Origin of the sequence: Amycolatopsis sp. NPDC005961 (assembly GCF_040629235.1) — a bacterium.
Taxonomy (GTDB): domain Bacteria; phylum Actinomycetota; class Actinomycetes; order Mycobacteriales; family Pseudonocardiaceae; genus Amycolatopsis; species Amycolatopsis camponoti.
This window is the reverse complement of sequence record NZ_JBEXVF010000041.1, coordinates 1-24684: the sequence shown is the minus strand read 5'-3', so window position 1 is coordinate 24684 and position 24684 is coordinate 1. Positions and strand designations below refer to the sequence as shown.

At 72.0% G+C, this 24684-nt stretch carries 23 protein-coding genes and 1 pseudogene; 12 read left to right on the top strand and 12 right to left on the bottom strand.

What is annotated here, in order from left to right:
- Nucleotides 1-82 precede the first annotated feature (82 nt).
- Genes kstD through ABZ342_RS30525 form a run of 6 tightly spaced genes read left to right on the top strand, consistent with a single transcriptional unit; the run spans nt 83 to nt 5525 of the window.
- Nucleotides 83-1747 (top strand): 3-oxosteroid 1-dehydrogenase, encoded by a 1665-nt coding sequence (gene kstD / locus ABZ342_RS30550; RefSeq protein WP_360480156.1) that lies wholly within the window; start codon nt 83-85, stop codon nt 1745-1747.
- Nucleotides 1744-2880 carry a Rieske 2Fe-2S domain-containing protein gene (locus tag ABZ342_RS30545; RefSeq protein ID WP_360480153.1) on the top strand — a complete coding sequence of 379 codons (1137 nt, stop codon included), beginning with the start codon at nt 1744-1746 and terminating at the stop codon, nt 2878-2880. The genes kstD and ABZ342_RS30545 overlap by 4 nt, the downstream gene beginning before the upstream one ends.
- Nucleotides 2877-3134: a hypothetical protein gene (locus ABZ342_RS30540; RefSeq protein ID WP_360480150.1), complete on the top strand. Its 258-nt coding sequence runs from the start codon at nt 2877-2879 to the stop codon at nt 3132-3134. Before ABZ342_RS30545 ends, ABZ342_RS30540 begins: the two co-directional genes overlap by 4 nt.
- On the top strand, nt 3127-4158 hold the full coding sequence (locus ABZ342_RS30535) for a ferredoxin--NADP reductase (protein WP_360480147.1): 1032 nt from the start codon (nt 3127-3129) through the stop codon (nt 4156-4158). The genes ABZ342_RS30540 and ABZ342_RS30535 overlap by 8 nt, the downstream gene beginning before the upstream one ends.
- Nucleotides 4159-4167: 9 nt before the next feature.
- Nucleotides 4168-5016 carry a MaoC/PaaZ C-terminal domain-containing protein gene (locus tag ABZ342_RS30530; protein ID WP_360480144.1) on the top strand — a complete coding sequence of 283 codons (849 nt, stop codon included), beginning with the start codon at nt 4168-4170 and terminating at the stop codon, nt 5014-5016.
- A gap of 56 nt (nt 5017-5072) precedes the next feature.
- Complete coding sequence (locus ABZ342_RS30525) at nt 5073-5525, top strand: riboflavin kinase (protein WP_360480141.1); 453 nt, start codon at nt 5073-5075, stop codon at nt 5523-5525.
- Nucleotides 5526-5583: 58 nt separating this feature from the next.
- Here ABZ342_RS30525 and ABZ342_RS30520 read toward each other — a convergent pair whose 3' ends face one another.
- The 6 genes from ABZ342_RS30520 to ABZ342_RS30495 all read right to left on the bottom strand — a co-directional run bounded on the left by ABZ342_RS30520 (nt 5584) and on the right by ABZ342_RS30495 (nt 10874).
- Nucleotides 5584-6132 (bottom strand): DUF5134 domain-containing protein, encoded by a 549-nt coding sequence (locus tag ABZ342_RS30520; RefSeq protein ID WP_360480138.1) that lies wholly within the window; start codon nt 6130-6132, stop codon nt 5584-5586.
- 72 nt (nt 6133-6204) lie between these two features.
- Entirely contained in the window at nt 6205-7380 is a 1176-nt protein-coding gene (locus ABZ342_RS30515; protein WP_360480136.1) for a lipid-transfer protein, read from the bottom strand.
- Nucleotides 7377-7763, bottom strand: coding sequence for an acyl dehydratase (locus ABZ342_RS30510; RefSeq protein WP_360480133.1), 387 nt, complete (start codon nt 7761-7763; stop codon nt 7377-7379). Before ABZ342_RS30510 ends, ABZ342_RS30515 begins: the two co-directional genes overlap by 4 nt.
- Entirely contained in the window at nt 7760-8668 is a 909-nt protein-coding gene (locus tag ABZ342_RS30505) for an OB-fold domain-containing protein (RefSeq protein ID WP_360480130.1), read from the bottom strand. The genes ABZ342_RS30510 and ABZ342_RS30505 overlap by 4 nt, the downstream gene beginning before the upstream one ends.
- Nucleotides 8665-9819, bottom strand: coding sequence for an acyl-CoA dehydrogenase family protein (locus tag ABZ342_RS30500; RefSeq protein WP_155542190.1), 1155 nt, complete (start codon nt 9817-9819; stop codon nt 8665-8667). The genes ABZ342_RS30505 and ABZ342_RS30500 overlap by 4 nt, the downstream gene beginning before the upstream one ends.
- Entirely contained in the window at nt 9819-10874 is a 1056-nt protein-coding gene (locus tag ABZ342_RS30495; protein ID WP_360480126.1) for an acyl-CoA dehydrogenase family protein, read from the bottom strand. The genes ABZ342_RS30500 and ABZ342_RS30495 overlap by 1 nt, the downstream gene beginning before the upstream one ends.
- A 94-nt stretch (nt 10875-10968) precedes the next feature.
- Between ABZ342_RS30495 and ABZ342_RS30490 the strand changes: the two genes are divergently transcribed.
- Both ABZ342_RS30490 and ABZ342_RS30485 read left to right on the top strand, forming a co-directional pair.
- On the top strand, nt 10969-11835 hold the full coding sequence (locus ABZ342_RS30490; protein ID WP_360480123.1) for an alpha/beta hydrolase: 867 nt from the start codon (nt 10969-10971) through the stop codon (nt 11833-11835).
- Complete coding sequence (locus ABZ342_RS30485; RefSeq protein WP_360480120.1) at nt 11835-12332, top strand: nitroreductase family deazaflavin-dependent oxidoreductase; 498 nt, start codon at nt 11835-11837, stop codon at nt 12330-12332. The genes ABZ342_RS30490 and ABZ342_RS30485 overlap by 1 nt, the downstream gene beginning before the upstream one ends.
- Here the strand turns inward: ABZ342_RS30485 and ABZ342_RS30480 are convergent.
- Nucleotides 12316-13701, bottom strand: coding sequence for a wax ester/triacylglycerol synthase family O-acyltransferase (locus ABZ342_RS30480; protein WP_360480117.1), 1386 nt, complete (start codon nt 13699-13701; stop codon nt 12316-12318). The two genes, ABZ342_RS30485 and ABZ342_RS30480, sit on opposite strands and share 17 nt — an antisense overlap.
- Before the next feature lie 65 nt (nt 13702-13766).
- Here ABZ342_RS30480 and ABZ342_RS30475 point away from each other — a divergent pair, with 65 nt between their 5' ends.
- Nucleotides 13767-15002, top strand: a complete 1236-nt coding sequence (locus ABZ342_RS30475; RefSeq protein WP_155542185.1) for an alpha/beta hydrolase — start codon at nt 13767-13769, stop codon at nt 15000-15002.
- 110 nt (nt 15003-15112) lie between these two features.
- On the opposite strand, the gene ABZ342_RS30470 is transcribed toward ABZ342_RS30475, so the two are convergent.
- The 3 genes from ABZ342_RS30470 to ABZ342_RS30460 form a co-directional block, all read right to left on the bottom strand.
- On the bottom strand, nt 15113-16273 hold the full coding sequence (locus tag ABZ342_RS30470; protein ID WP_360480113.1) for an SWIM zinc finger family protein: 1161 nt from the start codon (nt 16271-16273) through the stop codon (nt 15113-15115).
- Nucleotides 16273-19164, bottom strand: coding sequence for a DEAD/DEAH box helicase (locus tag ABZ342_RS30465; RefSeq protein ID WP_360480110.1), 2892 nt, complete (start codon nt 19162-19164; stop codon nt 16273-16275). The genes ABZ342_RS30470 and ABZ342_RS30465 overlap by 1 nt, the downstream gene beginning before the upstream one ends.
- A 93-nt stretch (nt 19165-19257) precedes the next feature.
- Nucleotides 19258-21309: an acyl-CoA dehydrogenase family protein gene (locus ABZ342_RS30460; protein ID WP_360480107.1), complete on the bottom strand. Its 2052-nt coding sequence runs from the start codon at nt 21307-21309 to the stop codon at nt 19258-19260.
- 140 nt (nt 21310-21449) lie between these two features.
- Between ABZ342_RS30460 and kstR the strand changes: the two genes are divergently transcribed.
- The gene (kstR, locus tag ABZ342_RS30455) at nt 21450-22088 is read left to right on the top strand and encodes a cholesterol catabolism transcriptional regulator KstR (protein ID WP_155542181.1); all 639 of its coding nucleotides are present in this window, start codon (nt 21450-21452) and stop codon (nt 22086-22088) included.
- Entirely contained in the window at nt 22085-22777 is a 693-nt protein-coding gene (locus ABZ342_RS30450; RefSeq protein WP_360480103.1) for a maleylpyruvate isomerase family mycothiol-dependent enzyme, read from the top strand. The genes kstR and ABZ342_RS30450 overlap by 4 nt, the downstream gene beginning before the upstream one ends.
- On the opposite strand, the gene ABZ342_RS30445 is transcribed toward ABZ342_RS30450, so the two are convergent.
- The gene (locus ABZ342_RS30445; protein ID WP_360480100.1) at nt 22731-23561 is read right to left on the bottom strand and encodes an LLM class F420-dependent oxidoreductase; all 831 of its coding nucleotides are present in this window, start codon (nt 23559-23561) and stop codon (nt 22731-22733) included. The two genes, ABZ342_RS30450 and ABZ342_RS30445, sit on opposite strands and share 47 nt — an antisense overlap.
- A 76-nt stretch (nt 23562-23637) precedes the next feature.
- Here ABZ342_RS30445 and ABZ342_RS30440 point away from each other — a divergent pair, with 76 nt between their 5' ends.
- Entirely contained in the window at nt 23638-24321 is a 684-nt protein-coding gene (locus ABZ342_RS30440) for a class I SAM-dependent methyltransferase (protein ID WP_360480097.1), read from the top strand.
- Here ABZ342_RS30440 and ABZ342_RS30435 read toward each other — a convergent pair.
- Nucleotides 24318-24590: pseudogene (locus ABZ342_RS30435) on the bottom strand (methylmalonyl-CoA mutase family protein); the annotation flags it as partial. The gene ABZ342_RS30440 and the pseudogene ABZ342_RS30435 overlap by 4 nt on opposite strands.
- Nucleotides 24591-24684 lie beyond the last annotated feature (94 nt).

Sequence of the window (24684 nt, the reverse complement as noted above, 5' to 3'; positions counted from 1 at the left end):
GGAACACGTTCTCGTCTATGGTGAGCGAAAGTGGCTCTCAACTGGATACTCGTCTTGTGGAACACGTTACAGGTGAGGTGGCATGACGGAGCAGTTCGACGTCGTCGTGGTCGGCAGCGGCGCTGCCGGGATGACCGCCGCGCTGGCCGCGGCCCATAACGGCCTGAGCGTGGTCCTCCTGGAAAAAGCCCCTTGCTTCGGTGGTTCGACCGCCCGCTCCGGCGGCGGGGTCTGGCTGCCGGGCAACCACGCGCTGCGCGCCGCCGGGATCGACGAACCGCCCGAGCGGGCCCGCGAGTACCTGGCCTCGATCGTCGGCGACGTCGTCCCGGCCGTCCGCCGCGACACGTTCCTCGACCACGGCCCCGAGGTGCTGAAGTTCGTCTGCGACCACACGCCGCTGAAGTTCCGCTGGGTCCGCGACTACAGCGACTACCACCCCGAAGCTCCCGGCGGCCGCCCCGGCGGCCGCTCGGTCGAGCCGATGGCCTTCGACGGCAAGCTGCTCGGCGACGACCTGGCCCACCTCGAACCGCCGTACAGCGCTCCCCCGCTCGGCGTGCCGATCACCCAGGCCGACTACCGCTGGCTGAGCCTCCTCGCGCGGCACCCGCGCGGGGTCGTCCGGATGCTGTCGCTGGGCGTCCAGTGGCTGGTCGGGAAGGTCCGCGGACAGCGGCTGCTGAGCATGGGGCAAGCGCTTGCGGCCGGCCTGCGGGTGGGGCTGACCAGGGCAGGCGTCGACGTCCGGCTGAACACTCCCCTGCTCGATCTCCGGTTCGAAGGTGACCGCGTGACCGCGGTCGTCACCTCCGAGGGAGTCGTCGGAGCCCGGCGCGGGGTGATCCTCGCCAGCGGCGGCTTCGAGCAGAACCTCGAGATGCGCGAGAAGTACCAGCGCGCCCCGATCGGCATCGACTGGACCGTCGGCGCGGCCGCCAACACCGGCGACGGCATCACCGCCGGCCTCAAGCTCGGCGCCGCGCTCGACCTGATGGACGACGCCTGGTGGGGCCCGTCGCTGCCGCTCACCGGCGGCCCGTGGTTCGCGCTGGCCGAGCGGTCGCGGCCGCGCTGCATCATGGTCGACGCGCGCGGCGAGCGGTTCGTCAACGAGTCGGCGCCCTACGTCGAGGCCGTGCACGCGATGTACGGCAAGGGCGACGGGCCGGGCGAGCACATCCCGACCTGGCTCGTGTTCGACCAGCGCTACAAGGACCGGTACATGTTCACCGGCGTCGGGCCGCGCCAGCCGCTGCCCGGCCGCTGGTTCAAGGCCGGCGTCGCGGTGAAGTCAGCCACCCTGGCCGGGCTGGCCGGGAAGATGGACGTCCCGGCGGAAGGCCTGGAAGCCACGGTGACGCGCTTCAACGGCTTCGCGCAAAACGGCGTCGACGAAGACTTCCAGCGTGGCGTCAGCAAGTACGACCACTACTACGGCGACCCGCGCAACAAGCCCAACCCCAGCCTCGGCCCGCTCGACAAAGCGCCGTACTACGCGGTGAAGATCGTCCCCGGCGACCTGGGGACCAAGGGCGGGCTGCGCACCGACGAACACGCGCGAGTCCTGCGTGAGGACGGCTCGGTCGTCCCGGGGCTGTACGCCGCGGGCAACGTCAGCGCGGCCGTGATGGGCCGGACCTACGCCGGACCGGGCGCGACCATCGGCCCGGCCATGGTGTTCGGCTACCTTGCGGCCACGCGGCTGGCGCACGAAGATCAAGGGACCACGGGAGGCGAGCGATGACGCAGGAGTCAGTACGCACGATCTACGCCGGTGAGCCGCCGGCCCGGTTCGCCCGCGGCTGGCACTGCCTCGGCCTGGCGAAGACGTTCCGGGACGGCAAACCGCATGCGGTGACGGCGTTCGGCACGAAGCTCGTGGTCTTCGCCGACTCGAAGGGCGGCCTCAACGTCCTCGACGGCTACTGCCGGCACATGGGCGGCGACCTGACCCAGGGCTCCGTCAAGGGCGACGAGGTCGCGTGCCCGTTCCACGACTGGCGCTGGAACGGCAAGGGCAAGTGCGTCTCGATCCCCTACGCCAAGCGGGTTCCGCTGCGCGCGCGGACGCGGGCGTGGACGGCGCAGGAGCAGAACGGGCAGCTCATGGTGTGGCACGACCCGGAGGGCAACCCGCCGCCGGACGAGCTGGCCATCCCGCACATCGAAGCCGCCGACAGCTCCGAGTGGAGCAACTGGACGTGGGACTCGATCTTCATCGATGGTTCGAACTGCCGCGAGATCATCGACAACGTCGTCGACATGGCGCACTTCTTCTACATCCACTACGCCTACCCGACGTACTTCAAGAACGTCTTCGAAGGCCACATCGCGACGCAGTACCTCAACACCAAGGGCCGCCCGGACATGGGGATGGCGTCGAACTACGGCGGCGAGGACAACCTGTTGCGGTCGGAGGCGTCGTACTTCGGGCCGTCCTACATGATCAACAAGCTGGTGAACTCGTTCCAGGGCTACGAGATCGAGAGCGTGCTCATCAACTGCCACTACCCTGTGTCGCCGACGTCGTTCGTGCTGCAGTACGGGATGAAGGTCAAGAAGCAGAACGGGCTCACCGACGAGCACGCGGACAAGATCGCGGCCAAGCTGGCCAAGGGCATCGGCGCGGGCTTCCTGCAGGACGTCGAGATCTGGAAGCACAAGACCCAGATCGACAACCCGCTGCTGTGCGAAGAGGACGGTCCGGTCTACCAGCTTCGCCGGTGGTACCAGCAGTTCTACGTCGACGCGGCCGACGTCACCGAGGACATGACCCGGCGGTTCGAGTTCGAAGTGGACACTTCGAAGGCCAACGAGGCGTGGGCGGCGGAGGTGGCGGAAAACCTCGCCCGCCAGAAGACCGAGGCGGAAGTGTGACGACCGCCGAACAGACCGAGTTCCTCAGCGGCGGGCTGCGGCCGCACGAGTGCCGCAGCTGCGGGACGTGCGTGCTGGTGAAGAAGAACAGCATCCAGCACACGAGCATCCAGTGGACTTCGCGGCCCGCCGAGACGTGCCCGGTGTTCGCCGACGCGGACGGACCTTCGGCGCTGCTCGACACGTGCCCGAAGCTGGCGGACAGCATCGGCGACGCGGTCCGCGAGGGTTCGCTGGTGGTGGCCGATGGGTGAGCGGGTCTACACGCTGACCGTCGCCGACGTGGTCGTCGAGACGCCGGACGCACGGTCGGTGGTCTTCGAGATCCCGCCCGAGCACGCGTCGGCGTTCTCCTACCAGGCCGGGCAGTTCCTGACGCTGCGGATCCCCAGCGACGAGACCGGTTCGGTGGCCCGGTGCTACTCACTCTCCAGCGCGCCGCACGAGAACCGCGTGCAGGTGACGGTCAAGCGGACCGACGGCGGGTACGGGTCGAGCTGGGTCTGCTCCTCGCTCGAGCCGGGGATGTCGATCGACGTCCTCGCGCCGGCCGGCGTGTTCTGCCCGGCGTCGGTGGACGAGGACTTCCTGCTGTTCGCCGGCGGCAGCGGTATCACACCGGTGATGGCGATCCTGAAAACGGCGCTGGAGCGGGGTTCCGGGCGCGTCGTGCTGGTCTACGCGAACCGCGACGAGAATTCGGTGATCTTCGCGGGCGAACTGGCTTCGCTGGCGAAGCGGTACGGAGACCGCCTGGTCGTCGTGCACTGGCTGGAGAGCGTCCAGGGGTTGCCCGACGTCTCGCAGCTGCGCGGGCTGGCCTCGGCGTACACGTCCTTCGAAGCGTTCCTCTGCGGGCCGGCGCCGTTCATGGCGGCCGCGCGCGAGGCGCTCGGGCACCTCGGCGTGCCGCGCGACCGCGTGCACATCGAGAAGTTCACGTCGCTGACCGGGAACCCGTTCGAAGACGCCCCCGCCGAGGAAGAGCCGGAGTCGGACGAAGCACCGGCGGCGCTGACGGTGACGCTGGACGGCGCCACGCAGTCGATGGCCTGGCCGCGGCAGCGGAAGCTCCTCGACCGCCTGCTGGACGCGGGCCTGGACGCGCCGTACTCGTGCCGCGAGGGACAATGCAGCGCGTGCGCGTGCCGGATCGTTTCGGGTGAGGTGAAGATGCTGCACAACGAGGTCCTGGACGCCGAGGACATGGCGGACGGCATCGTGCTGGCCTGCCAGTCGCTGCCGGTCACCGACGAGGTCTCGATCAGCTACGAATAGGAGTCCTGCGTGCCCATCGATCCCGCGGTCGCCATCGGTGCCGAGATCGGCGAGGTGAACTTCGCCTGGACGTCGTCGGACGTGCTGCTCTACCACCTGGCGCTGGGGGCCGGCCCGGACGAGCTGCGGTACACGTACGAGCAGGACCTGGTCGTGCTGCCGACGTTCGCGACGGTCGCGGCGAACCTGCGGGTGTTCGACCCGCCGGCGGTGTCGTTCCCCGGGGTGGAGATCGACCTGGCGAAGGTGCTGCACGGCAAGCAGGAGGTCACCCTGCACCGGGCCATCCCGACCTCGGGGAAGGCGGTGGCCCGCTCGCGGATCGCGGACGTGTTCGACAAGGGCAAGGCCGCGGTGGTGATCCAGGAGGTCTCGGTCACGTCGTCCTCGGGCGATCCACTGTGGACGGCTCGGTCAAGCATCTTCGCCCGGGGCGAAGGCGGGTTCGGCGGTTCGCGGGGTCCGTCGGATCGCGTCGAGTGGCCTTCACGGGAGCCGGACTTCGTCTTCGAGACGCCGACGTTGCCGCAGCAGGCGTTGCTGTACCGGTTGTGCGGGGACCGGAACCCGCTGCACGCGGACCCGGCGTTCGCGCGCGCGGCCGGGTTCGACCGGCCGATCCTCCACGGGCTGTGCACGTACGGGATCGTCGCGCGGGTGCTGGTCGACGAGTTCCTGGACGGCGACCCGGCGCGGGTGGCGTCGTTCGCGACGAAGTTCGCCGGGGTGGTGTTCCCCGGCGAGACGCTGCGGATCCGGGTGTGGCGCTACGACGACCGGCTGCTGGTGACGACGACGGCGGTGGAGCGCGACGACGCGCCGGTGCTGGCGGACACGGTGCTGGTGTCCACTTCGTGAGCGTGCCGGCGGTCGCCCGCTACCGTGGTGGGGAGACCTCGGGAGGACGGAAGACGATGCCGGAATACTTCGTGGTGCGCGGCACGGTGGAACACGGCGACGAACGAGGCCGTGAGCTGGGCTTTCCCACGGCGAACATCGCCTTGCGCGACCAGTCCGGCTCGGTCGGCGACGGGGTGTGGGCAGGCTGGGTCCGCCGAGCCGACGGAACCCCCATCCCGGCGGCGATCTCGGTAGGCCGCCGCCCGACGTACTACGGCGCGGACGGGTACCGCCTGCTGGAGGCCCACCTGCTGGACTTCGCCGGGGACCTGTACGACGAGACGCTGGTGGTCTGGCTGGGAGCCCACCTGCGGGACCAGCAGGCGTACGCGTCGGCGGAGGACCTGATCACGGCGCTGAAGAACGACATCGCGGCGGCCACGCAGTGGGTGGCGAACCACCCGGCGGAGACGCTCCCGGCGGCCGGGGAGAGCCCGTTGGGCGAGGTCCGCCGAGTCGAGGCCTGACGCCGCCGATCACGCGAGTCCCGGCCCAAGCACGCGAACTACGGCGACCGCCCACGCCTCACAAAGCCGACGCCAGCAACAGGTAGCCCATCCCCGCCCCCATCACCACCCGGCAGACCGCGCGTGATGCCTGCCCGGCCCCGTCGGACATCACCGCCGAGCCGCGCACCGCCAGCACCCCCGTCCGCGCCGCGTCCAGCACGAAATACCCCGCCGCCGCCACCGCGACCAGCGGCAGCGCCAGCCGGGCCGAGGAGCTCATCGTCAGCCACGGCCCGTGCGCCATGGCGGTGTGGGGCATCGCCGTCACCATGTAGAGCATCGCCGCCGCCGAGAGGGCGTGGTGGGCGCAGCCCGTCCGGCCGCGCCACCACGCGACCGCGAACCAGCCCGTCGTCAGCACCAGGACCGCCTGCCAGCCCGCCGCCGGGATCGGGCCGCCGACCGGGGACAGCATCGCCACCATCGCGATCACCAGCAGCAGCTCGGCCAGGTCGCCGTGGCGGACCGGCCACCCCAGCCGGGCGTAGTCGAGGCGGACGAGCCGCAGCACGCACGGCAGCGCCAGCGTCGCGAACAGCGCGGTGAGCGCCCAGTCGAGCACCATCGCCAGCCGTCCTCACTCTCCGTCGCGGGTGGTGTCTCCACCGTGACACCCGCGACGGCCCGGCACCAGCCGTCAATGAGGTGAAGCCGTCAGGACGAGGCCGCTCGTCGGCACGCCCGTCCCCGCCGTCACCAGCACCCGCGCCGCGCCGGCGACCTGGTTGACCGCCGTGCCGCGGATCTGCCGGACACCCTCCGCGATGCCGTTCATGCCGTGGATGTACGCCTCGCCGAGCTGGCCGCCGTGCGGGTTCAACGGCAGCGCGCCGTCCAGTTCCAGCGCGCCGCCGGCGATGAAGTCCTTCGCCTCCCCGCGACCGCAGAACCCGAGTTCCTCCAGCTGCATCAGCACGTATGGCGTGAAGTGGTCGTACAGCACGGCGACGTCCACATCGGACGGTCCGAGCCCGGACTGCCCCCACAGCTGCCGACCGACGACGCCCATCTCAGGCAGCGCGGCCAGGTCGTCGCGGTAGTAGCTGGTCATCACGTACTGGTCCGGCCCGCTCCCCTGCGCCGCCGCCGCGATCACCGCCGGCGCCTGCGCCAGGTCGCGGGCACGGGCAGTACTGGTGACGACCAGCGCCACCCCGCCGTCGCTCTCCTGGCAGCAGTCGAGCAGGTGCAGCGGTTCGGCCACCCAGCGTGACGCCTGATGCTCCTCCAGGGTGATCGGCCGCTCGTGGAACCACGCGTTCGGGTTGGTCGCCGCGTGCTTGCGGTCGATGACCGCGACCCGCCCGAAGTCCTCGCTCGTCGCGCCGTAGTCGTGGAGGTACCGCTGCGCGACCATGGCCACCGTCGCCGCGGGCGTCGCGATGCCCATCGGGTAGTGGAACGCGTTGTCGACCCCGGACGAGTTGACCTGCCCGGCCGCGGCCGAGGAGACCTGCCCGAACCGCATGCCCGAGCGTTCGTTGAACGCCCGGTAGGCGACGACGACGTCCGCGACGCCGGTCGCCACCGCCATCGCGGCCTGCTGCACGGTCGCCGCCGCCGCGCCGCCGCCGTAGTGGATGCGGCTGAAGAACTTCAGTTCGGGGATCCCGAGCTCCCGCGCCACCGCGATCTCGGCGTTGCCGTCCATGGTGAACGACACGAGCCCGTCCACATCGGACGGCGAAAGCCCCGCGTCCGCCAAGGCGTGGGAGATGCATTCGGCCGCCAGCCGCAGTTCGCTGCGCCCGGAGTCCTTCGAGAACTCCGTCGCGCCGATGCCGGCGATGGCCGCCTGGCCCGAGAGCGTCACGGCAGCGTCACCTCCACGGTCCCGGCGACGTGCTCGCCGAGACTGTCCACTCCGGACACCGAGACGACGACGTCACGCCCCGACGAGGACACCACCCGTCCGGTGAACGTCAGCGTGTCGTAGGCGTAGCACGGCACGCCGAGCCGGATCTTGATCGACCGGATCAGCGCTTCCGGCCCGGCCCACGCGGACACGAACCGCTGCACCAGGCCGGTGTCGGTGAGGATGTTGAGGAAGATGTCCTTCGACCCGCGCTCGATCGCGGAGTCGCGGTCGTGGTGCACGTCCTGGAAGTCGCGGGTGGCGAGCGCGGTGCTGACGACGAACGTCGGCGTCGCCTCGATCGTCAGCGGCGGCAGCTCGGTCCCTTCGGTGACGGTCATCGCGCCACCTTCCAGGCCGGCAGCGTCAGGTCGTCGTCGACGCGGACGAACGCCGCCACCACCGGAAGTCCGATGTGGACTTCCTCGGGTGTGGCGTCCAGCAGTTCGGCCATCACGCGGACCCCTTCTTCCAGCTCCACGAGCGCCACGACGAACGGCAGGTCCTTGCCCGGCACCGGCGGGTGGTGGTGCACGACGTACGAGAACACCGTCCCGCGCCCGCTCGCGACGACGTAGTCGGGCTTGGTGTCCAGCGAGCCGTCGGGCGGCATCGGCCCGGGCGGGTGCCGCAGGGTCTCGCCCCAGCGCTGGATCCGCAGCTCGCCTTCGCGGAGGCCGTCCCAGAAGAACTCCGTGTCGCGGCTGATCACCGGGCGCAGCACCGGCGCCGGCGGCGGTTTCGGCGCGGGCGGGCGGAACTTGAGGACGCGGAACATCATCTCCGCGACGGCTTCGTCCTCGACGTACCAGGTCATCCGCGTGGTGACGAACCAGCCTTCGCCGAGCGCCGTCCTCTTGGGACCGACGACGTCCTCCAGCCGCGTCCGCGCCTCGACCTGTTCGCCGGGACGCAGGTAGCGGTGGTAGGTCTGCTCCGAGTTCGTCGCGACGACGGACGTGAACCCGGCTTCGTCGAGCAGCTCCATCATCAGGCCGAGCGGATCGTCACTGCCCCGGGGAGTGTTCAGGCCGCCCATCGTCCACACCTGGGCCATCGCGGGCGGCGCGACCAGTCCCTTGTGGACGCTCCGCGCGGCGAACTCCGGGTCGGTGTAGACCGGGTTGTCGTCGCCGATCGCCTCGACCCAGTTGTTCACCATGGCCTGGTTCACCGGGTCGCGCGCCTTCCGCGGCGCGCACTCCCCGCGGGCGGCGATCTCTTCGGCGGCTTCTCGGATGTTCATCGCGGCACCCTCGGCAGGCCCAGGCCGATCGAGGCGATCAGCTCCCGTTGGATTTCGCTGACCCCGCCGCCGAACGTCAGCACGATGTTGCGCTTCGCGGCGACGTCCAGCCATTCGGCCAGCTCGGCGGTGTCCGGATCGGCCAGGTCGCCGTGGCGCCCGACCAGCTCTTCGAGGTTCCGGCCGATGCGCTGGATGACCTCCGAGCTGAACACCTTCGTCGCCGACGCGTCCGCGACGGCCACCGGCGCGCTCGCCGCGGACTCCGCGACCTGCCAGTTCAGCAGCTCGTTCACCCGCGTCACCGCCAGGGCGTCGGCCAGCACGGCCCGGACGTCGGCGAGGTCGAGCAGGCCGTGGGCGGCGGCCCAGGCGCGGACGCGGTCGTACAGGCCGCCGATCCGCCCGGCCGGGCCGAGCATGACGCGCTCGTGGTTGAGCTGCGTCGTGATCAGCCGCCAGCCCTCGTTTTCCTTGCCCACCAAGCGGTTCACCGGCACGCGAACGTCCGAATAGTACGTCGCGTTGACGTGGTGGGCACCGTCGCAGGTGATGATCGGCGTCCACGAGTAGCCGGGGTCGCTCGTGTCCATGATGAGGATCGAGATGCCCTTGTGCCGCGGCGCGTCCGGCGCGGTCCGCACGGCGAGCCAGATGTAGTCCGCGTCGTGGCCGCCGGTGGTGAAGATCTTCTGGCCGTTGACGACGTACTCGTCGCCGTCGCGCACCGCCGTCGTCCGCAGCGCCGCGAGGTCGGTGCCCGCTTCCGGCTCGGTGTAGCCGATCGCGAAGTGGATCTCACCGGCCAAGATGCGCGGCAGGAAGAAGGACTTCTGCTCGTCCGTGCCGAACTGCTGCAGCGTCGGCCCGACGGTCTGCAGCGTCACCGACGGCAGCTGGACGTCGGCACGCGCGGCCTCGTCGACGAACAGGTGCTGTTCGATGCCGCCGAAGCCCTGCCCGCCGTACTCGACCGGCCAGCCGACGCCGAGCCGCCCGTCGCGGCCCATCCGGCGGACGATCTCGCGGAACACCGGGCCGTGCCGCTCGCGCAGCATCGCCTGGCGTTCTTCCGGGCTGATCAGCCCGGCGAAGTAGTCGCGCAGTTCGGCACGCAGCGCCTTCTGCGCCGCGGTCAGCTCGACGTGCATCAGCTCGCCCCCACCACTCGTTCGCCGAGCCTGCCGAGCCGGTGCGTGGCACCGCCGAGCGCCCGGCCGAGGTCCTTCACCGCCGACGAATACCGGTGCAGCGGATAGGTTTCGTCGACACCGACGCCGCCGTGCAGGTGGTGGCAGGTCGCGAGCGCCCGGGGTGTCTCCTGGGCGAACCAGTACGCGGCGATGTCCAGGTCGGCGTCCGCGTCGAGGCCGGACGCGAGCCGCCACACCGCGGACGTCACGGCCAGGTGGACGGTCCGCGTGGCGACGTAGACGTCGGCGATCTGGCCCGCCACCGCCTGGAACGTCGCCAGCGGGCGGCCGAACTGGGTGCGTTCGCCGATGTGCTTCACCGTCAGGGCGAGAGCGCCGGCCAGGAGGCCGTCCCCGACCGCGAGCGCGCCGGCGAGCGCGAACCGGTGCAGCGCCGCGACGGCGCCCCGGTCGAACAGGAGGTCGGTCTCCTCGACGGCGACGTTGTCCAGCCGCACGGTGTACTCCGGCGTCCCGGCCGAGGTGGGCGTCGGGACGAGCGTGACACCGTCGGCGTGCGGGTCGACCAGGTAGACGGCGGTGCCGTGCGGGGTGGACACGGGGGTCAGGATCCGGGTGGCTTCGCTCGCCGACGGGACCGCCGTCTTCACACCGTCGAGCAGCCATTTCCCGTCGCGGGCCCGCGCGGTCGTGGCGGGCTCGGCGACGAGCGGGGCGGACGGCTCGTGCAGGGCCGCGGTGAGCAGCGCCTCCCCCGCGGCGACCGGCGGCAGCAGCCGCGCGCGTTGCTGCGGCGTGCCGAGGGTCTCGATCGGCAGCACGCCCAGTGCGAGAGCGGCGTACGCGGGCACGGGCGCGGCGGCGCGGCCGACCTCGGTCAGGACCTGCGCGATCTCCGCGACACCCAGGCCGTCGCCCTCCAGGTCGGGCGGCAGGGCGAGGGCCAGCAGGCCGGACGAGGCCAGCGCGTGCCAGGGGTCGTCGGCCGCGCCGAGCACTTTCGCGGCGAGGGCGGCGATCTCCGCCTGCGTATCGTCAAGGGTGAAGTCCACGCCCGCCCTCCGGGTCGACGCAATACTGAAACCTGTTCTAGTCTTAACCGGAAACACCCTGCACGGCAACCCCCGCGGAGGAGCTTCGGTGGCGGTGACCGGACCGAGTGGCGCGCGGCGCCGCCGGCGGATCACCGTGCCCCCGACCGCCGGCGTGCCCGACCCGGTCCCCCTCGAGCTGCCCGGGCGCGGGACGACCGTGGTCACCGACGTCGGCCCGCGCGACGCGCCCGCGCTCGTCCTGCTGCATTCGGTGGCCTGCACGGGCTTGCTGACCTGGTACCCGGCGCTCGACCGGCTCGCGCACGACCACCGCGTCGTCGTGTTCGACCAGCGGTGGCACGGCCGGGGCATCCGGTCGCCGCGGTTCCGGCTCGCCGACTGCGCCGGGGACGTCACCGCCGTGGCGGACGCGCTCGGCATCGGGCGGTTCGCGCTCGCCGGGTACTCGATGGGCGGGATGGTCGCCCAGCTCGTCGCCCGCGCCGAACCAGAACGTGTTACCGGACTGGTGCTGTGCTCGACCGCGAGCAACTTCCGGCGCGGGCTGCGCCAGAGCGTCGCGCTCGACGTGTTCGGCCGGACGCTGCGGCAGCTGCGCGAGCGGGTGAAGCAGCCGGCCGTGGCCGCCGCCGTCCCGCGTGAGCGCGTCGAGGACTACCGGTGGGGGCTGCGGGAGTTCCGGTCGACCACGCCGTGGGAGATCGCGGTCGCCGTCGACGAGATCGGCCGGTTCGACTCGACGCGCTGGCTCCCCGCCCTGCGGCTGCCCGCGGCCGTCGTCGTGACCACCCGGGACCGGTTCATCGCCCCCGACCACCAGCGATCGCTGGCCCACCGCATCCCCGGCGCGGCGACCTACGAGGTCGAGGCCGGGCACGCCGCCTGCGTGCTCGCCGCCGACCGCTGGGTGCCCGCCCTGCTCGCCGCCGTCCACTCCCTCCGAGGAAGGAACCCGTGATGGGACGCTTCAGCCTGCCGGACCAGAAGCCCGACGGCCTCGACTCGCCGGTGACGGCGAAGGTCATGAAGTACGGGGCGAAAGCCCAGGTGGCGGTGTTCAAGCTGACCGGCGGCCGCGTCGGCGGCAAATGGCGGGTCGGGGCCGGGTTCCGCAAGCCGGTGCCGACGCTGCTGCTGGAACACCGCGGCCGCAAGTCCGGCCGGCTGTTCACGACACCGCTGCTCTACCTGAGCTCCGGCGAGGACGTCGTCATCGTCGGTTCCCAGGGCGGGCTGCCGAAGCACCCGCAGTGGTACCGGAACCTGCTGGCGCACCCCGAGACCCGCGTCCACCTCAGGGGCCGGCGGGAGGTGCTCGTGACGGCGCGGGTGGCCTCGCCGGAAGAGCGCGCCGATCTCTGGCCGCGGCTGGTGGACCTGTACGCGGACTTCGCGAAGTACCAGGCCTGGACCGACCGGGAGATCCCCGTCGTGGTGCTCAGCCCGCGGCCTTGAGCAGCTCGGCCAGCGCCTCCGGGAGCGCGTCGGCGAGCGGCCAGAGGTCCTTGACCAGCTCGCGCGCGCCGAGCAGCCCGACGTGGATCTTGCCGGCGTTGGACAGCACGGTGATGTTCAGCCCGGCACCGTGGAAGACCGGGCCGAGCGGGTAGAAGCCGGTGATCCGCGCGCCGAGCAGGTACAGCGGCATCGGCGGGCCGGGCACGTTCGACACGACCAGGTTGTGCACCACCGGGTGCTTCTCGGCCAGCCGCAGCGCCGAGTACGCGCGCACGGCGAGGCCGAACGCCGTCGCGGCCGAGAACTGCGCCCAGTCCTGGAGCATGTCGGCGTCGATGTCGTAGTGGTGGTCCTTCGAGAGCCGGTTGGCCTCGGCCAGGAAGAACACCCGCGCGGCCGGGTCGGGCAGGTGCGTCGGCAGTGACGCGAAGAAGGCGGACACCTTGTTGCTGCCGTGGTCGCGCTCGGTCCGGTCGTGCACCGAGACGGGGACGGTCGCGACCAGCGGGTCTTCCGGCAGTTCGCCGCGCGCCGCGAGGAAGTCCCGCAGCGCCCCGGCGACGAGCGCGAGCACGACGTCGTTGACCGTCACCCCGAAGGCGTTCTTCACGTCCTTGACCTCGTCGAGGTCGAGCTGGGCGAACGCGACGCTGCGGTGGCCGGTGATCGTGCCGTTCAGCGACGTCCGCGGCGCGGTGAACGGGACCGGCATCCCCTTGCCCTGCAGGGCTTTCCCGAGCCACTGCGGCACGAGGCCCAGCAGGTCCGGCAGCAGCCGCGCGATTTCGGCCGGGCGTTTCGCGAAGCTTTCGACGCCGGTGCGAAGCAGCTTCAGCGGCGACGGCATCGAGGCGTTGCGGGGGCCCTCGATCTCCGGCGCCGGCGCGTCCGGCTCGAGGCCGGCGAGGTAGGTGATCAGGCTGGCGCCGCTCACGCCGTCGACGCTGGCGTGGTGCATCTTCAGCAGCACCGCGATCTGGCCGTCGGCCAGGCCTTCGATGACGTACAGCTGCCAGAGCGGGTACGCGCGGTCGAGCTGCTGCCCGGCGATGTGCGCGCACAGGTCGGCCAGCTCGGTGCGGTCGCCGGGGGCCGGCACGCCGATGCGGTGCACGTGGTGGTCGAGGTCGAAGTCCTCGTCCTCGACCCACACGGGATGCCCGATGTTCCAGAGTGGATTGTGCAGTTTGCGGCGAAACGCCGGAATCAGCCGGACGCGTTCGTCGAGCTTTTCCGCGAGCTTCGCGAAGCTGTAGCCGCCGGGGACGGTCGAGCCGTCGAGGACGAGCAGGCCGCAGACGTGCAGGACCTGGGACGGCGTCTCGAGGTAGAGGAAGCTCGCGTCGAGGCCGCTCAGTCTCTGCATGCCGATCAGCGTAAGCCACTTCCCGTGAGCGGCGCGCTACACTACTCGCCGGTATCATCGCGGTGGTGCAGCCGAATTTCCTGATCCGTCGCGCGGTCCAGCTCGGCCTCACCGCGAACGCGCTCCGCCCGTTGCGAGCCCGGTCCACGACCATCCCGGCGTTCTTCGCGGGCTGGCTGACCGGGGAGCTCGCGCCCCAGTTCCTGGCCTTGACGGCGGCGGACGCCGCGGTGCACGTGGCCCGCCACGGCGTCCGCGACCGCTCGACGCAGGCGGGGCTGGCGATGGCCGCCGCGTCCGCCGCCGGGCTCGCGGCGCTGATCCGGACGGGTCACGGCGCGCGCGAGGAGATCGAGAAGGCGCTGGAGTCCGCGCTGGGCGAGGACTACGCGTCCGAACTGGGGCGTTCGGACCTGGGCCTGCCGTGGGGCGAGCTGGCGCTGCCGTTCCGGATGGGCGCGCCGGACGTGCGGGTCGACCGCAACATCGCGTACGCCCCGGGCGGCAAGCGGTTCCTGCTGGACGTGTACCGCCCGTCGTCCCCGGTGACCGGCGCGCCGGTGCTGCTGCAGGTCCACGGCGGCGCGTGGGTGATCGGCAACAAGGAGGAGCAGGGCCGTCCGCTGATGCGCTACCTGGCTCGCCGCGGCTGGGTGTGCGTCGCGATCAATTATCCGCTGTCGCCGACGCACCGCTGGCCGGCGCACATCGTGGCGGCGAAGCAGGCGCTGGCGTGGATCCGCTCTTCGATAGCTTCGTACGGCGGCGACCCGCGGTTCGTCGCGGTGACGGGCGGTTCGGCGGGTGGTCACCTGTCGGCCCTGCTGGCGTTGTCGCAGAACGACCCGGCGCTGCAGCCGGAGTTCGAGGACGTCGACACGAGCGTTCAAGCGTGCGTGCCGCACTACGGGGTGTACGACTTCGCGGCGACTTCGGGTTCTCGGGCGAGTCAGTACCGGTTGGAGAGCTTGATCGCCCGGCGGGTGTTCGCGGCGGACCGGGACCCGGTCCGGCACCTCGACGACTACGTGGCGGCGTCGCCGCTGGACCGGATTTCTTCCGAGGCGCCGCCGTTTTTCGTGATCCACGGACGGGATGATTCGCTGGTGCCGGTCCGAGAGGCGCGCGAGTTCGTGCGGCGGTTGCGGGAGAAGTCCCGTCAGCCGGTGGCGTATGCGGAGCTGGCGGGGGCGCAGCACGCGTTCGATGTGTTCACTTCCGTGCGGAGTGCGCATGTGGTACGGGGTGTGGCGCGGTTCTTGGACTTCACGTACAACGCCTGGAAGGCCGAGAACCGGTAGCTGCGGCCGGGCGGGGGACGCGGCCGGCGGTGGCGAGCCAAAGGCGGCCTTCGGTGCGCTCGGGCCCACGCCATCCGGCGAGCGGCTGGCCAAGCTCGTCGCAGCCGTGATCAGTAGGCCAGGTCCACCGGGCTTGCCGAAGGTGGGCCGTCCAGGCGCCACTCCGTGCCCACTCGGATGAAGCGGTACCAGCGGGCGTCCTGGCCGTAGCGCAGCTGCAGCTCTCCCTGCGTCAAGCGGTTGCGCCAGACCTTCGGCGTTCCCGGGAGCCCGGCCTCGGCCAGCACTGCCTGAGCCTCCGCCAGAGGGCCCGGGCCCGGCTGCCACGTCTCGCGCACCACCGCCACGCCGGTGCGGCCCGCTTCGCGCCACGCCTCCGCCCAGAGGACCAAGTCTCGCGCCGGTACCTCGGCCGCCGTGGCCAGCGCCGTGAAGTCCGAGCCGGTCCGGGCCGCCGCTCGGCGGGCCAAGTCCTCTTCGAACGTCAGCTCTGCCGCCTTGGCACCGCCTGTCAGCAGGTCGCGGGCCAGCGAGGCCGCGTCCGCCGCCAGGCTGGAGAGCATCTCCGCCGTCCAGCCCGTGCTCGGCGGCGGGTCCAGGTCCAGGATCGCCGGTGGTCCGGCCACCCGCGGTGGCGGTGGGAGGGCCGGGATCGCCCCCGGCCGGCGGGCGTAGGCCGCGCGCGGGGTCAGCCCCTCGTCCACGCGCTTCGGCAGCTTGGGCCGCTCGCCGCGCGCCGGGGCGCGGCGGGAGCGCAGCTCGGCCAGGACGTCCGCGCGGGGACGTCCGCGCAGCAGGAACAGCGTGAACGGGTCGCGGTCGACCTCGTCGGCGACCAGGTAGTACACCGCGGCGACGTGCTTGCACGGGTTCGCCGAGTCCGGGCACGAACACCGCGGCCGCAGGTCGCCCGGCCCGGGCAGCAGGTCGGCGCCCGCCTCGCGGGCCTGCTCGGTGAGCGCGGCCGGCAGCTCGCCGTCGAGGAGCGCGGCCGCGTGCCCGAGCTGCGTGCCGACCACGCCGAGCAGCGTGTCCCACTCGCCGTCGGTGAAGGTGCGCATCGTGATGGTCACCTTGTACGGCTGCGGCCGGCTGCCGCGCACCCGCGCCGTCATCTCCCCGGCGCCGAAGTGCAGCTCGCTGACCGTGCCCTTGCGCGCGTACGTCCGCCCGCGGGGCAGCCGGTTCGGGTCGAGCTTCGCGCGCTGCTCCAGCGCGTCGACCCAGGCGCGGCCCCACCACGTCCGGCCGAAGTTCCGTCTCGGGGGCATCACCCGCTCCCGAGCCGGACCAGGTCGGCGAGCTCGTCGTCGGACAGCTCGGTGATCCAGTCCTCCCCGGCGCCGACGATCGACTCGGCCAGCCCGCGCTTTTTCTCCAGGACCTGCGCGATCCGCTCCTCCAGGGTGCCCTCGGCGATCAGCCGGTGGACCTGGACCGGCCGGTCCTGGCCGATGCGGTACGCGCGGTCGGTCGCCTGGTCCTCGACCGCCGGGTTCCACCAGCGGTCGTAGTGGATGACGTGGGTGGCCCGGGTCAGGTTGAGCCCGACGCCGCCCGCCTTGAGCGACAGCAGGAACACGGGGATCTCGCCGGCCTGGAACCGGTCGACCATGTCCTGGCGTTTCGCGGGCGAGCTTTCCCCGGAGAGCAGCTCGGTGGGCAGGCCGCGATCCTTGAGGCGGCGCTCGAGCAGCCGGCAGAGCTGGACGTACTGGCTGAAGACGAGGACGCTCTCGCCCTCGTCGAGGATGACGTCCACCAGCTCTTCGAACGCCGCGAGCTTGCCGGACCGGCCGGTGAGCGCGCTGTGGGGTTCTTTGAGGAACTGGGCCGGGTGGTTGCAGATCTGCTTGAGCTCGGTGAGCAGCCGCAGGACCTGCCCACGCCGTTCGACGCCCTTCTTCTCGCGGATTTCGGCGAGGTTCTCACGCACGACGGCCTCGTAGAGCGTGGTCTGCTCGGCGGTCAGCGGGACGAACCGATCGGTCTCGGTCTTGGGCGGCAGTTCCGGGGCGATGTCCGGGTCGGACTTGCGCCGTCGCAGCAGGAACGGCCGGACGGTCGCGGCCAGCCGCTCGGTGACGGCCTTGTCGCGGTCGCGCTCGATCGGGCGCGCCACGGTACGGCGGAACCGGTCGAGCGGACCGAGCAGCCCGGGCGTCGTCCAGTCCACAATGGACCAGAGTTCGGTCAGCCGGTTTTCGACCGGGGTGCCGGTGAGGGCGACCTTCGCCCGGGCGGGGATCTTGCGGAGCTCCTTGGCCGTGGCGGACAGCGGGTTCTTGACGTGCTGCGCCTCGTCCGCGGCGATCAGACCCCAGTCCACTTCGGACAGGGTCTCGCGGTCGCGGCGGAGGACGCCATAGGTGGCGAGCACGACCTCGTCGGGGGCGAGGTCGTCGAGGTGACGGCGGCCGCCGTGGAACCGGCGGACCGGGATGTCCGGGGCGAAGCGGGCGAACTCGCGTTCCCAGTTGCCGAGGAGGGAGGTCGGGCAGAGGACCAGGGTCGGACCGGCGGTGGAAGGATCGAGGACGGTGGAGGGTTCCGGCTCCGCGGCGGCATCGACCGGGTGCGGATGGCTGTGGGCCTCGGGCGCGGCAGGTGCCGCCCACGCCGCGAGCGCGGCACCCCGATCCGTGACCGGCTCACTCCCGGACCGGTGCGCGCCGGCCAGTGCTCGGCGATGAAGGTGCAGCGCGATCAGCTGGATCGTCTTGCCGAGCCCCATGTCGTCGGCCAGGCAGGCGCCCAGCCCGAGCCCCGTCATCGTCGCCAGCCAAGCCAGTCCCGCCTGCTGGTACGGCCGCAGCGTCGCGTGCAACCCGGGTGGCGGGAGCACCGAAGCGCCCTCCCGGTCGCGGATCCGCTCGGCCAGATCGCCCAGCGCCGGGGGCGCCGCGAACTCGACGCGTTCGCCGTCCAGTTCCAGCTCGCCCGTCAGGGCCGCCGCGAGGGCCTCGCCCGCGTCGAGCTTGCGGGTGCGGCCCCGGACGCGCGCGAGCAGCTGCGGATCGACCCGTACCCATTGCCCGCGCAGCCGGACCAGCGGGCGCTTCGCCTCCGCGAGGGCCGCGACCTCCGCCTCGGTCAGCTGCTCACCGCCCAGGCTGAGCTGCCAGCGGAACTCCAGGAGGCTCTTCAGCGCGAACTCCGCCTCCGTGACGCTCGCCGGCGCCTGGGTCGCGCTCGCCTTCGCCTTCACCTCGCCGGCGAACAATCCCTTCGACCAGAGCACCTCGATGCCGGCACCGCCGAGGTCGCGGCTGCCGTCGGTCAGCAGGTCGACGACGTCGTCGTCCGTCAACGGCAGCTCCGCCGGGGCCGGTTGGGCCAGCACCCGTTCCAGCGGAGCCCACGCCCGCGCGCCGCGGCGCAGGCCGAGCAGCAGCTGCGTCTCGACCTGGTCGCCGAGCCGGTTCAGCACCGCGTCCGGCGCGTCCCACAGCGTCGACGCCTCCACCACCAGGCTCGCCTCCGCCATGCTGCGCACCGCCAGCACGCCGGCGAACGTGTCGTCGTCCCGGCCCTCGACCCGCAGCAGCACCTGGACGCCGCGGGGTTCGCGGGCATCCAGCTCGGCCAGCCAGGCCGCGCCGTCCGGGCCGAGCAGCGCCGGTTCGCGCGCCGCGAACGCCGGGTCGCCGGCTCCGACCGGCGCCGCCGGGCTGCGCGCCAGCAGGTCGGCGGTCGCGTCCCAGAGTGCGCGGACCAGGGAGTCCGGCGAGTGCAGGCGGATGCGTTTCAGCCCGGTCAGCGGCAGGGCGTACGCCTCCGGTGGCAACGCACCGGCCAGGCCGCGCAGCAATTCTTCGTCGGCCGCGTCCAACGGCCCGATCCGCCAGGCCGCCGCCCCGGCCGGCGAGACGGCGGGCCGCAGCCGCCCCCGCGCGACGAGGTTCACCCCCGCGTTGACGGCCGCCGACCACGCCGCGACGGCCGGGCTGGCCTCCTCCCCCACCGCGAGCAGGCGAGGCAGCGCGCGTTCCAGCGGGACGAGCTCCGCGTCGACCTTCGTGCGCGCGAACTTCGCGCCCCGGGGCAGCACGAGCTCGATCGTGGTCCCGCCGGCCACGTCGTCGCCCCACAAGGCCAGCACGCCGTCCCGCGGGGGATCCGCGGGAAGGTACGTGGCTTGGGTGTCTGTGCTGAACTCCACGACGGCAACGCTAGAACACGACCCCGACAGTTTCGGCCCCGGCGGCGCGAACGGTCCTTTCGCACCGTCTCGTCGGGCAACCCAGCCGGGAAGCTAGCCGCGCGGGAGGCCCAGCAGACGTTCCGCGGTCAGGGACCGCAGGACCTGCGTGGTGCCGCCCGCGATGGACAAGCACCGCGTCAGCAGGAACTCGTGCTGGGCCGGGTCGCCCGCGACCAGCGCACCCGCGCCCGCCAGCTCCAGGGCGAACTCCGCGACGTCCTGCCGGTGCGCCACCCCGAGCAGCTTCCGCACGCTCGACTCCGCGCCCGGGTCCTGCCCCTCCAGCCGGCGCAGGACGGCCCGCAGGTCCAGCACCGAACCCGCCACCCCGAAGGCCACCAGCGAGCCGAGCCGGTCCAAGGCGACGTCGTCCAGCGCCGAGACGTCCACTGTGGACACCAGCGACTGCACGCTCTCCCCCACCGCGGACCCGCTCCCGAGGGCCACCCGTTCGTTGGCCAGGGTCGTGCGCGCCAGCCGCCAGCCGCCGCCCGGCGTGCCGACGACGTCGGCGTCCGGCACGAACACGTCGTCGAGGAACACCTCGTTGAACACGGCCTCGCCGGTGATCTCCCGCAGCGGCCGCGTCGTGATGCCCTCGGCGCGCATGTCCACCAGGAAGTACGTGATCCCCCTGTGCTTGGGCGCGTCCGGGTCGGTGCGCGCCAGGCAGATCCCCCAGTCGGCTTCGCGCGCCAAAGACGTCCACACCTTCTGCCCGGTCAGCCGCCAGCCACCGTCGACGCGCCGCGCGGCCGTCCGCAGCGACGCCAGATCGGACCCCGCGCCCGGCTCGCTGAACAGCTGGCACCACGTGATTTCGCCGCGCAACGTCGGCCGCGCGAACCGGGAGCGCTGTTCGTCGCTGCCGTGCTCGAGGATCGTCGGGACCGCCCACGCGCCGATCACCAGGTCCGGACGGCGGACGCCGGCGGCCGCCAGCGCGCCGTCGATCCGCAGCTGCTCCGCCGCGTCGGCACCGCGCCCGTGGGGCTCAGGCCAGTGCGGGGTCAGCAGTCCGGCGTCGGCCAAGGCGACACGCTGCGAAGACGCGGGCAACGTGGCGATCCGCGCCACCTCCTCACGCAGGGCGGGATCGTCCCCGACGTCGACGCCCAGCGTCCGCTCGGTCCCGGCGAGAGCCAGCGAAGCCGCGTCACGCCGCCACGGCCCCGATCCGCCGAGCCACTGCCGCAACGCCACGGCCCGCCGCAGGTAGAGGTGCGCGTCGTGCTCCCAGGTGAACCCGATCCCGCCGAGCACCTGGACGCAGTCCTTCGCGTTGGCGACGGCGGCGTCGAGAGCGACGACGGCCGCGCTCGCCACCGAAAGCGGGTGCTGCCCGGAAGCCGCGTCCCAGGCCAGTGCTTCGGCCGCTTCGGCGCGGCACAGCATCTCGGCGCACAGGTGCTTGATCGCCTGGAACCCGCCGATGGGCTTGCCGAACTGCTCGCGGACCTTGGCGTACTCGACCGCGACGGTCAGGCACCGCCGCGCGACCCCCGCCGCCTCGGCCGAAGCCAGGGTCACCGCCAGCGAGGCGACCGGTGGCAGTGTCAGGACGTCGGCACTCCCGGAGAACCGGACGCGCGCCAGCGGGCGCGAGAAGTCGAACGGCGTCAGCGGCTCCACGCTCAGCCCGGGCGTCCCCGGCGCGAGCAGCACGTGACCACCCTCGACCGGCACCACCAGCCAGGTCCCGGAGTCCACACCGGGCACCGGCCCGGAGACGCCGTCGACCAGCTCGTCCAGCAGGACCGCGACCGTGGCTTCCCCCTCGGCAACGGCCTGGAGCAGCTCTTTCGCCTCCGGCACCTCCGCCAGGAGCAGCCCGCCGAGCGTGGTGCTCAGTACCGGACCGGGAACGAGTTCTTCGGCCGCCGCGGCCAGCCCGGCGGCCAGGTCGGCGAGGGTGCCGTCCGCACCGCCGGCCGCGGCGGGCAGGGCGACGCCGAACAGGCCGAGCCCCGCGAAGCTCGCCGGGACCCCGGCGCCCGAGCCGGTTTCCGCCGCTCGCACCGCTTCTCGCGGGTGGTGCGCGGCGGACCAGGCGTGGATGGCCTCGGCCAGCGCGGCCTGTTCCTCGGTGAGCGCGACCGGCATGGGCCCTCCTCGCGGCATGGGACACTACTCGCGAGTGTAGAACGTGTTACAGTTTTTCGGCCAGTGGGTCAATTGTTGAACGTTTCGCCAGGACAGGTACTCTACGTCGTGAACTGGAACAAGTTCCGAAGGACGGGGGAATGCCGATGCCCGGCAAAGCCAAAGCGCCGGCGAAGGCACGCGGGAACGGCCTGAGCGCGATCGGCGCCGACGAACTCGGCTCGGCCGCCCAGCGCGACCGCCGTCGCCGGATCATCGACGCCACCCTCGCACTGGCCTCGAAAGGCGGCTACGACGCCGTGCAGATGCGCGCCGTCGCCGAGAAGGCCGACGTCGCGCTCGGCACGCTGTACCGGTACTTCCCGTCCAAGATCCACCTGCTGGTCTCCGGTCTCGCGCGCGAATTCGAGCGCGCGCAGGAGAAGCTGGAACGCCAGGCCATCCCCGGCGACACCCCCGCCGAGCGGCTGATGTTCGTGCTCGGCCGCAACACCCGCCTGATGCAGCGCGACCCGCACCTGACCGAGGCGATGGTGCGGGCGTTCATGTTCGCCGACACCTCCGCCGCGGCCGAGGTCGAGCAGGTCGGGCGCCTGATGGAGAACATGTTCGCCCAGGCGATGGGCATCACCGAGCCGACCGAGGCCGACCGCGACATCTTCCACGTCGTCGCGGACGTCTGGATGGCGAACCTGGTGGCGTGGGTGACCCGCCGCGCGTCCGCCGCCGACGTCGCGAACCGCCTCGAACTGTCGGTGCACCTGCTGCTCGACAAGTGATCCCGGCGGCCGCGGTCGCCGAGGCGCACAGCAGGCTGCACCGCGCCCTCGAACCGCTGACCGACGAGCAGGTGCGCGAGCCGTCGCCGCTGCCCGGCTGGACTCGCGGGCACGTCCTCTCCCACGTCACCGACGCCGGGCGCGCGCTCGCCGACCTGGTCGAGAACGCACTGCTCGGCGTGCTCGTCCCGCTCTACGACCCGAAAACGCACGACCGGGACGGCACCATCGAGGCGACCGCGGGCCGCAGCGCCGAGGAGCACCGGCGGGACCTGCTGCGGCACTCCGTCCGGCTCGAAGACGCGTGGGCTCGCGTCAGGGACTGGGAGCAGCACGTCGACTACCGCGACGGCAAGCTGTCCAGCACGGTCTTCGCCCGCTGGCGCGAGGTTTGGATCCACGCCGTCGACCTCGACATCGGCATCGGCTTCGCCGACTGGCCCGACGACTTCTGCGGCCACGCCGTGGACTTCCTCCAGGGCCGGCTGCCGGACGGCGTGGCGGTCCGCGCCGGCGACCACCGCTGGGGCTCGGGCGGCACCGAGGTCACCGGGTCCGCGCGCGACCTCGCGGCGTGGCTGTCCGGGCGGACCGCCGGCACCCGGCTGGCCGGCGACCTCCCGCACCTGGGCCCGTGGCCGGTCAGCGGTGGGCGGCGGCCACCTCGGCCAGCTCGTCAAGCGCCTTGAGCGTCTCGGCCTCGGGCAGCGTCTCCAGCAGGAACGTGTAGCGCTCGACGCCCGCCTCGCGGAAGCCGTCGATGATCTTGCCCTTGGTGTCGCCGCCGAAGACCGCGAACTCGATGTCCGCCCGCCCCTGGTCGGCGAGCCAGCCGCGGACGCGCTTCGCCTCGCCGAAGTGCGTGTGACCGCGAAGCAGCCAGCCGTCGCCGTAGCGGACCAGGCGGTTCAGCGCCGCTTCGCTCTCGCCGCCGATGTAGATCGGCGGGTGCGGCTTGCGCACCGGCTTCGGCCAGGCGTAGATCGGGTCGAAGTCGACGTGCTCGCCGTGGAACTCGGCCTCGTCCTTGGTCCAGATCTCCTTGAGCGCGGCCAGCTGCTCGTCGATCAGCGCGCCGCGGGTCTTGGGGTCGGTGCCGTGGTTGCGCATCTCCTCGCGGTTCCAGCCGACGCCGACGCCGAACAGCGCGCGCCCGTCGGAGATCAGGTCGAGCGACGCGACCTCCTTGGCGGTGTGGATCAGGTCGCGCTGGATCAGCAGCGCGATGCCGGTGCCCAGCAGCAGCTCGGACGTCGCGGTGGCCGCGGCGGTGAGCGCCACGAACGGGTCGAGCGTGCGCTTGTACTTCTCCGGCAGGTCGCCTCCGCCCGGGTACGGGCTTTCCCGGCTGACGGGGATGTGCGAGTGCTCGGCCAGGAACAGCGAATCGAAGCCGCGTTCCTCCAGCGCCGCACCCAGCACGTCCGGCCGGATGCCCTCGTCGGTCACGAACGTCGAGATCCCGAATTTCATACCCAACCACTACCACCAGGTCGGCGGTGGGTGCATGATGAAGTGATCTCATCATACGTTGAATAATGGGGTGGTCATGGACGTGCAGGACATCGACTTCGAAGAGCTTTACCGGGGCACCACGCCGATGGGCCGGAAGATGCCGTGGGACATCGGCGCGCCGCAACCCGCGGTGGTCGCGCTGGCCGACGCCGGCGAGTTCACCGGCGAGGTGCTCGACATCGGCTGCGGCCTCGGCGACAACTCGGCGTTCCTCGCCTCCCGCGGCCTGCACGTGACCGGGCTGGACGGCGCGCCCTCGGCGATCGAGCAGGCCCGCACCCGCACGGGAGACGTCACCTTCGCGGTGGCCGACGCGACGAAGCTCGAAGGTTACGAAGGACGCTTCGACACGGTCCTGGACAGCGCGCTCTACCACTGCCTGGGCGAGGACGAGCGGCACCGGTACCTCGCCGCCCTGACCCGCGCGACCCGGCCGGGCGCGCGGCTGCACCTGTTCGCCTTCTCCCCCGAGGTGCCGGACGCGTTCCCGGCGCCGTACCTGATCAGCGAGGCCAACCTGCGCGAGACGGTCGGCAAGGACTGGACGATCGAGAAGCTCGAGCCGACCGTCTACACGACGTCGATGACCGCGGAGGAGCTGAAGCAGAGCATCCGGACGATGCTCGACGCGGAACCGGCCGGCCTGGACCGGCTGGACACCGACGACGACGGCCGGGTGCTCGTCCCGGTCTGGCAGCTGACGGCGGTCCGCCGCTAGACGTTGCGGCGGTACTGCCCGCCGACCTCGAAGAACGCCTCCGTGATCTGACCCAGCGAGCACACCCGCGCGGCATCCATCAGCACCCCGAACAGGTTGCCGCCGCGGGTGGCCGCCTCGCGCAACGTCTTCAGCGCCTGCTGCGCCTCCTCGTGGTGGCGGTGCTGGAAGTCCGCCAGGCGGTCCAGCTGGGACTTCTTCTCGTCCTCCGTCGCGCGCGCCAGCTCGACCTCGACGTCGTCCTCGCCCGCGCGCGGGTTGCGGAACGTACATACCAACCGCCCGGTTTACAACTAGGGGAACCCCAGAAACCGGCCCCTGGCAAGGCACTTGACGACCGCTCGAAGAACAAACCGACCGACC

Coding starts and splice junctions, on each gene's coding strand:
- kstR (WP_155542181.1), top strand. CDS start 21,450: ATGCCGATGCCCGGCAAAGCCAAAGCGCCGGCGAAGGCACGCGGGAAC.
- ABZ342_RS30545 (WP_360480153.1), top strand. CDS start 1,744: ATGACGCAGGAGTCAGTACGCACGATCTACGCCGGTGAGCCGCCGGCC.
- ABZ342_RS30510 (WP_360480133.1), bottom strand. CDS start 7,763: ATGACCGTCACCGAAGGGACCGAGCTGCCGCCGCTGACGATCGAGGCG.
- ABZ342_RS30485 (WP_360480120.1), top strand. CDS start 11,835: ATGGGACGCTTCAGCCTGCCGGACCAGAAGCCCGACGGCCTCGACTCG.
- ABZ342_RS30525 (WP_360480141.1), top strand. CDS start 5,073: ATGCCGGAATACTTCGTGGTGCGCGGCACGGTGGAACACGGCGACGAA.
- ABZ342_RS30505 (WP_360480130.1), bottom strand. CDS start 8,668: ATGAACATCCGAGAAGCCGCCGAAGAGATCGCCGCCCGCGGGGAGTGC.
- ABZ342_RS30480 (WP_360480117.1), bottom strand. CDS start 13,701: ATGCAGAGACTGAGCGGCCTCGACGCGAGCTTCCTCTACCTCGAGACG.
- ABZ342_RS30535 (WP_360480147.1), top strand. CDS start 3,127: ATGGGTGAGCGGGTCTACACGCTGACCGTCGCCGACGTGGTCGTCGAG.
- ABZ342_RS30500 (WP_155542190.1), bottom strand. CDS start 9,819: ATGCACGTCGAGCTGACCGCGGCGCAGAAGGCGCTGCGTGCCGAACTG.
- ABZ342_RS30440 (WP_360480097.1), top strand. CDS start 23,638: ATGGACGTGCAGGACATCGACTTCGAAGAGCTTTACCGGGGCACCACG.
- ABZ342_RS30445 (WP_360480100.1), bottom strand. CDS start 23,561: ATGAAATTCGGGATCTCGACGTTCGTGACCGACGAGGGCATCCGGCCG.
- ABZ342_RS30470 (WP_360480113.1), bottom strand. CDS start 16,273: ATGCCCCCGAGACGGAACTTCGGCCGGACGTGGTGGGGCCGCGCCTGG.
- ABZ342_RS30520 (WP_360480138.1), bottom strand. CDS start 6,132: ATGGTGCTCGACTGGGCGCTCACCGCGCTGTTCGCGACGCTGGCGCTG.
- kstD (WP_360480156.1), top strand. CDS start 83: ATGACGGAGCAGTTCGACGTCGTCGTGGTCGGCAGCGGCGCTGCCGGG.
- ABZ342_RS30460 (WP_360480107.1), bottom strand. CDS start 21,309: ATGCCGGTCGCGCTCACCGAGGAACAGGCCGCGCTGGCCGAGGCCATC.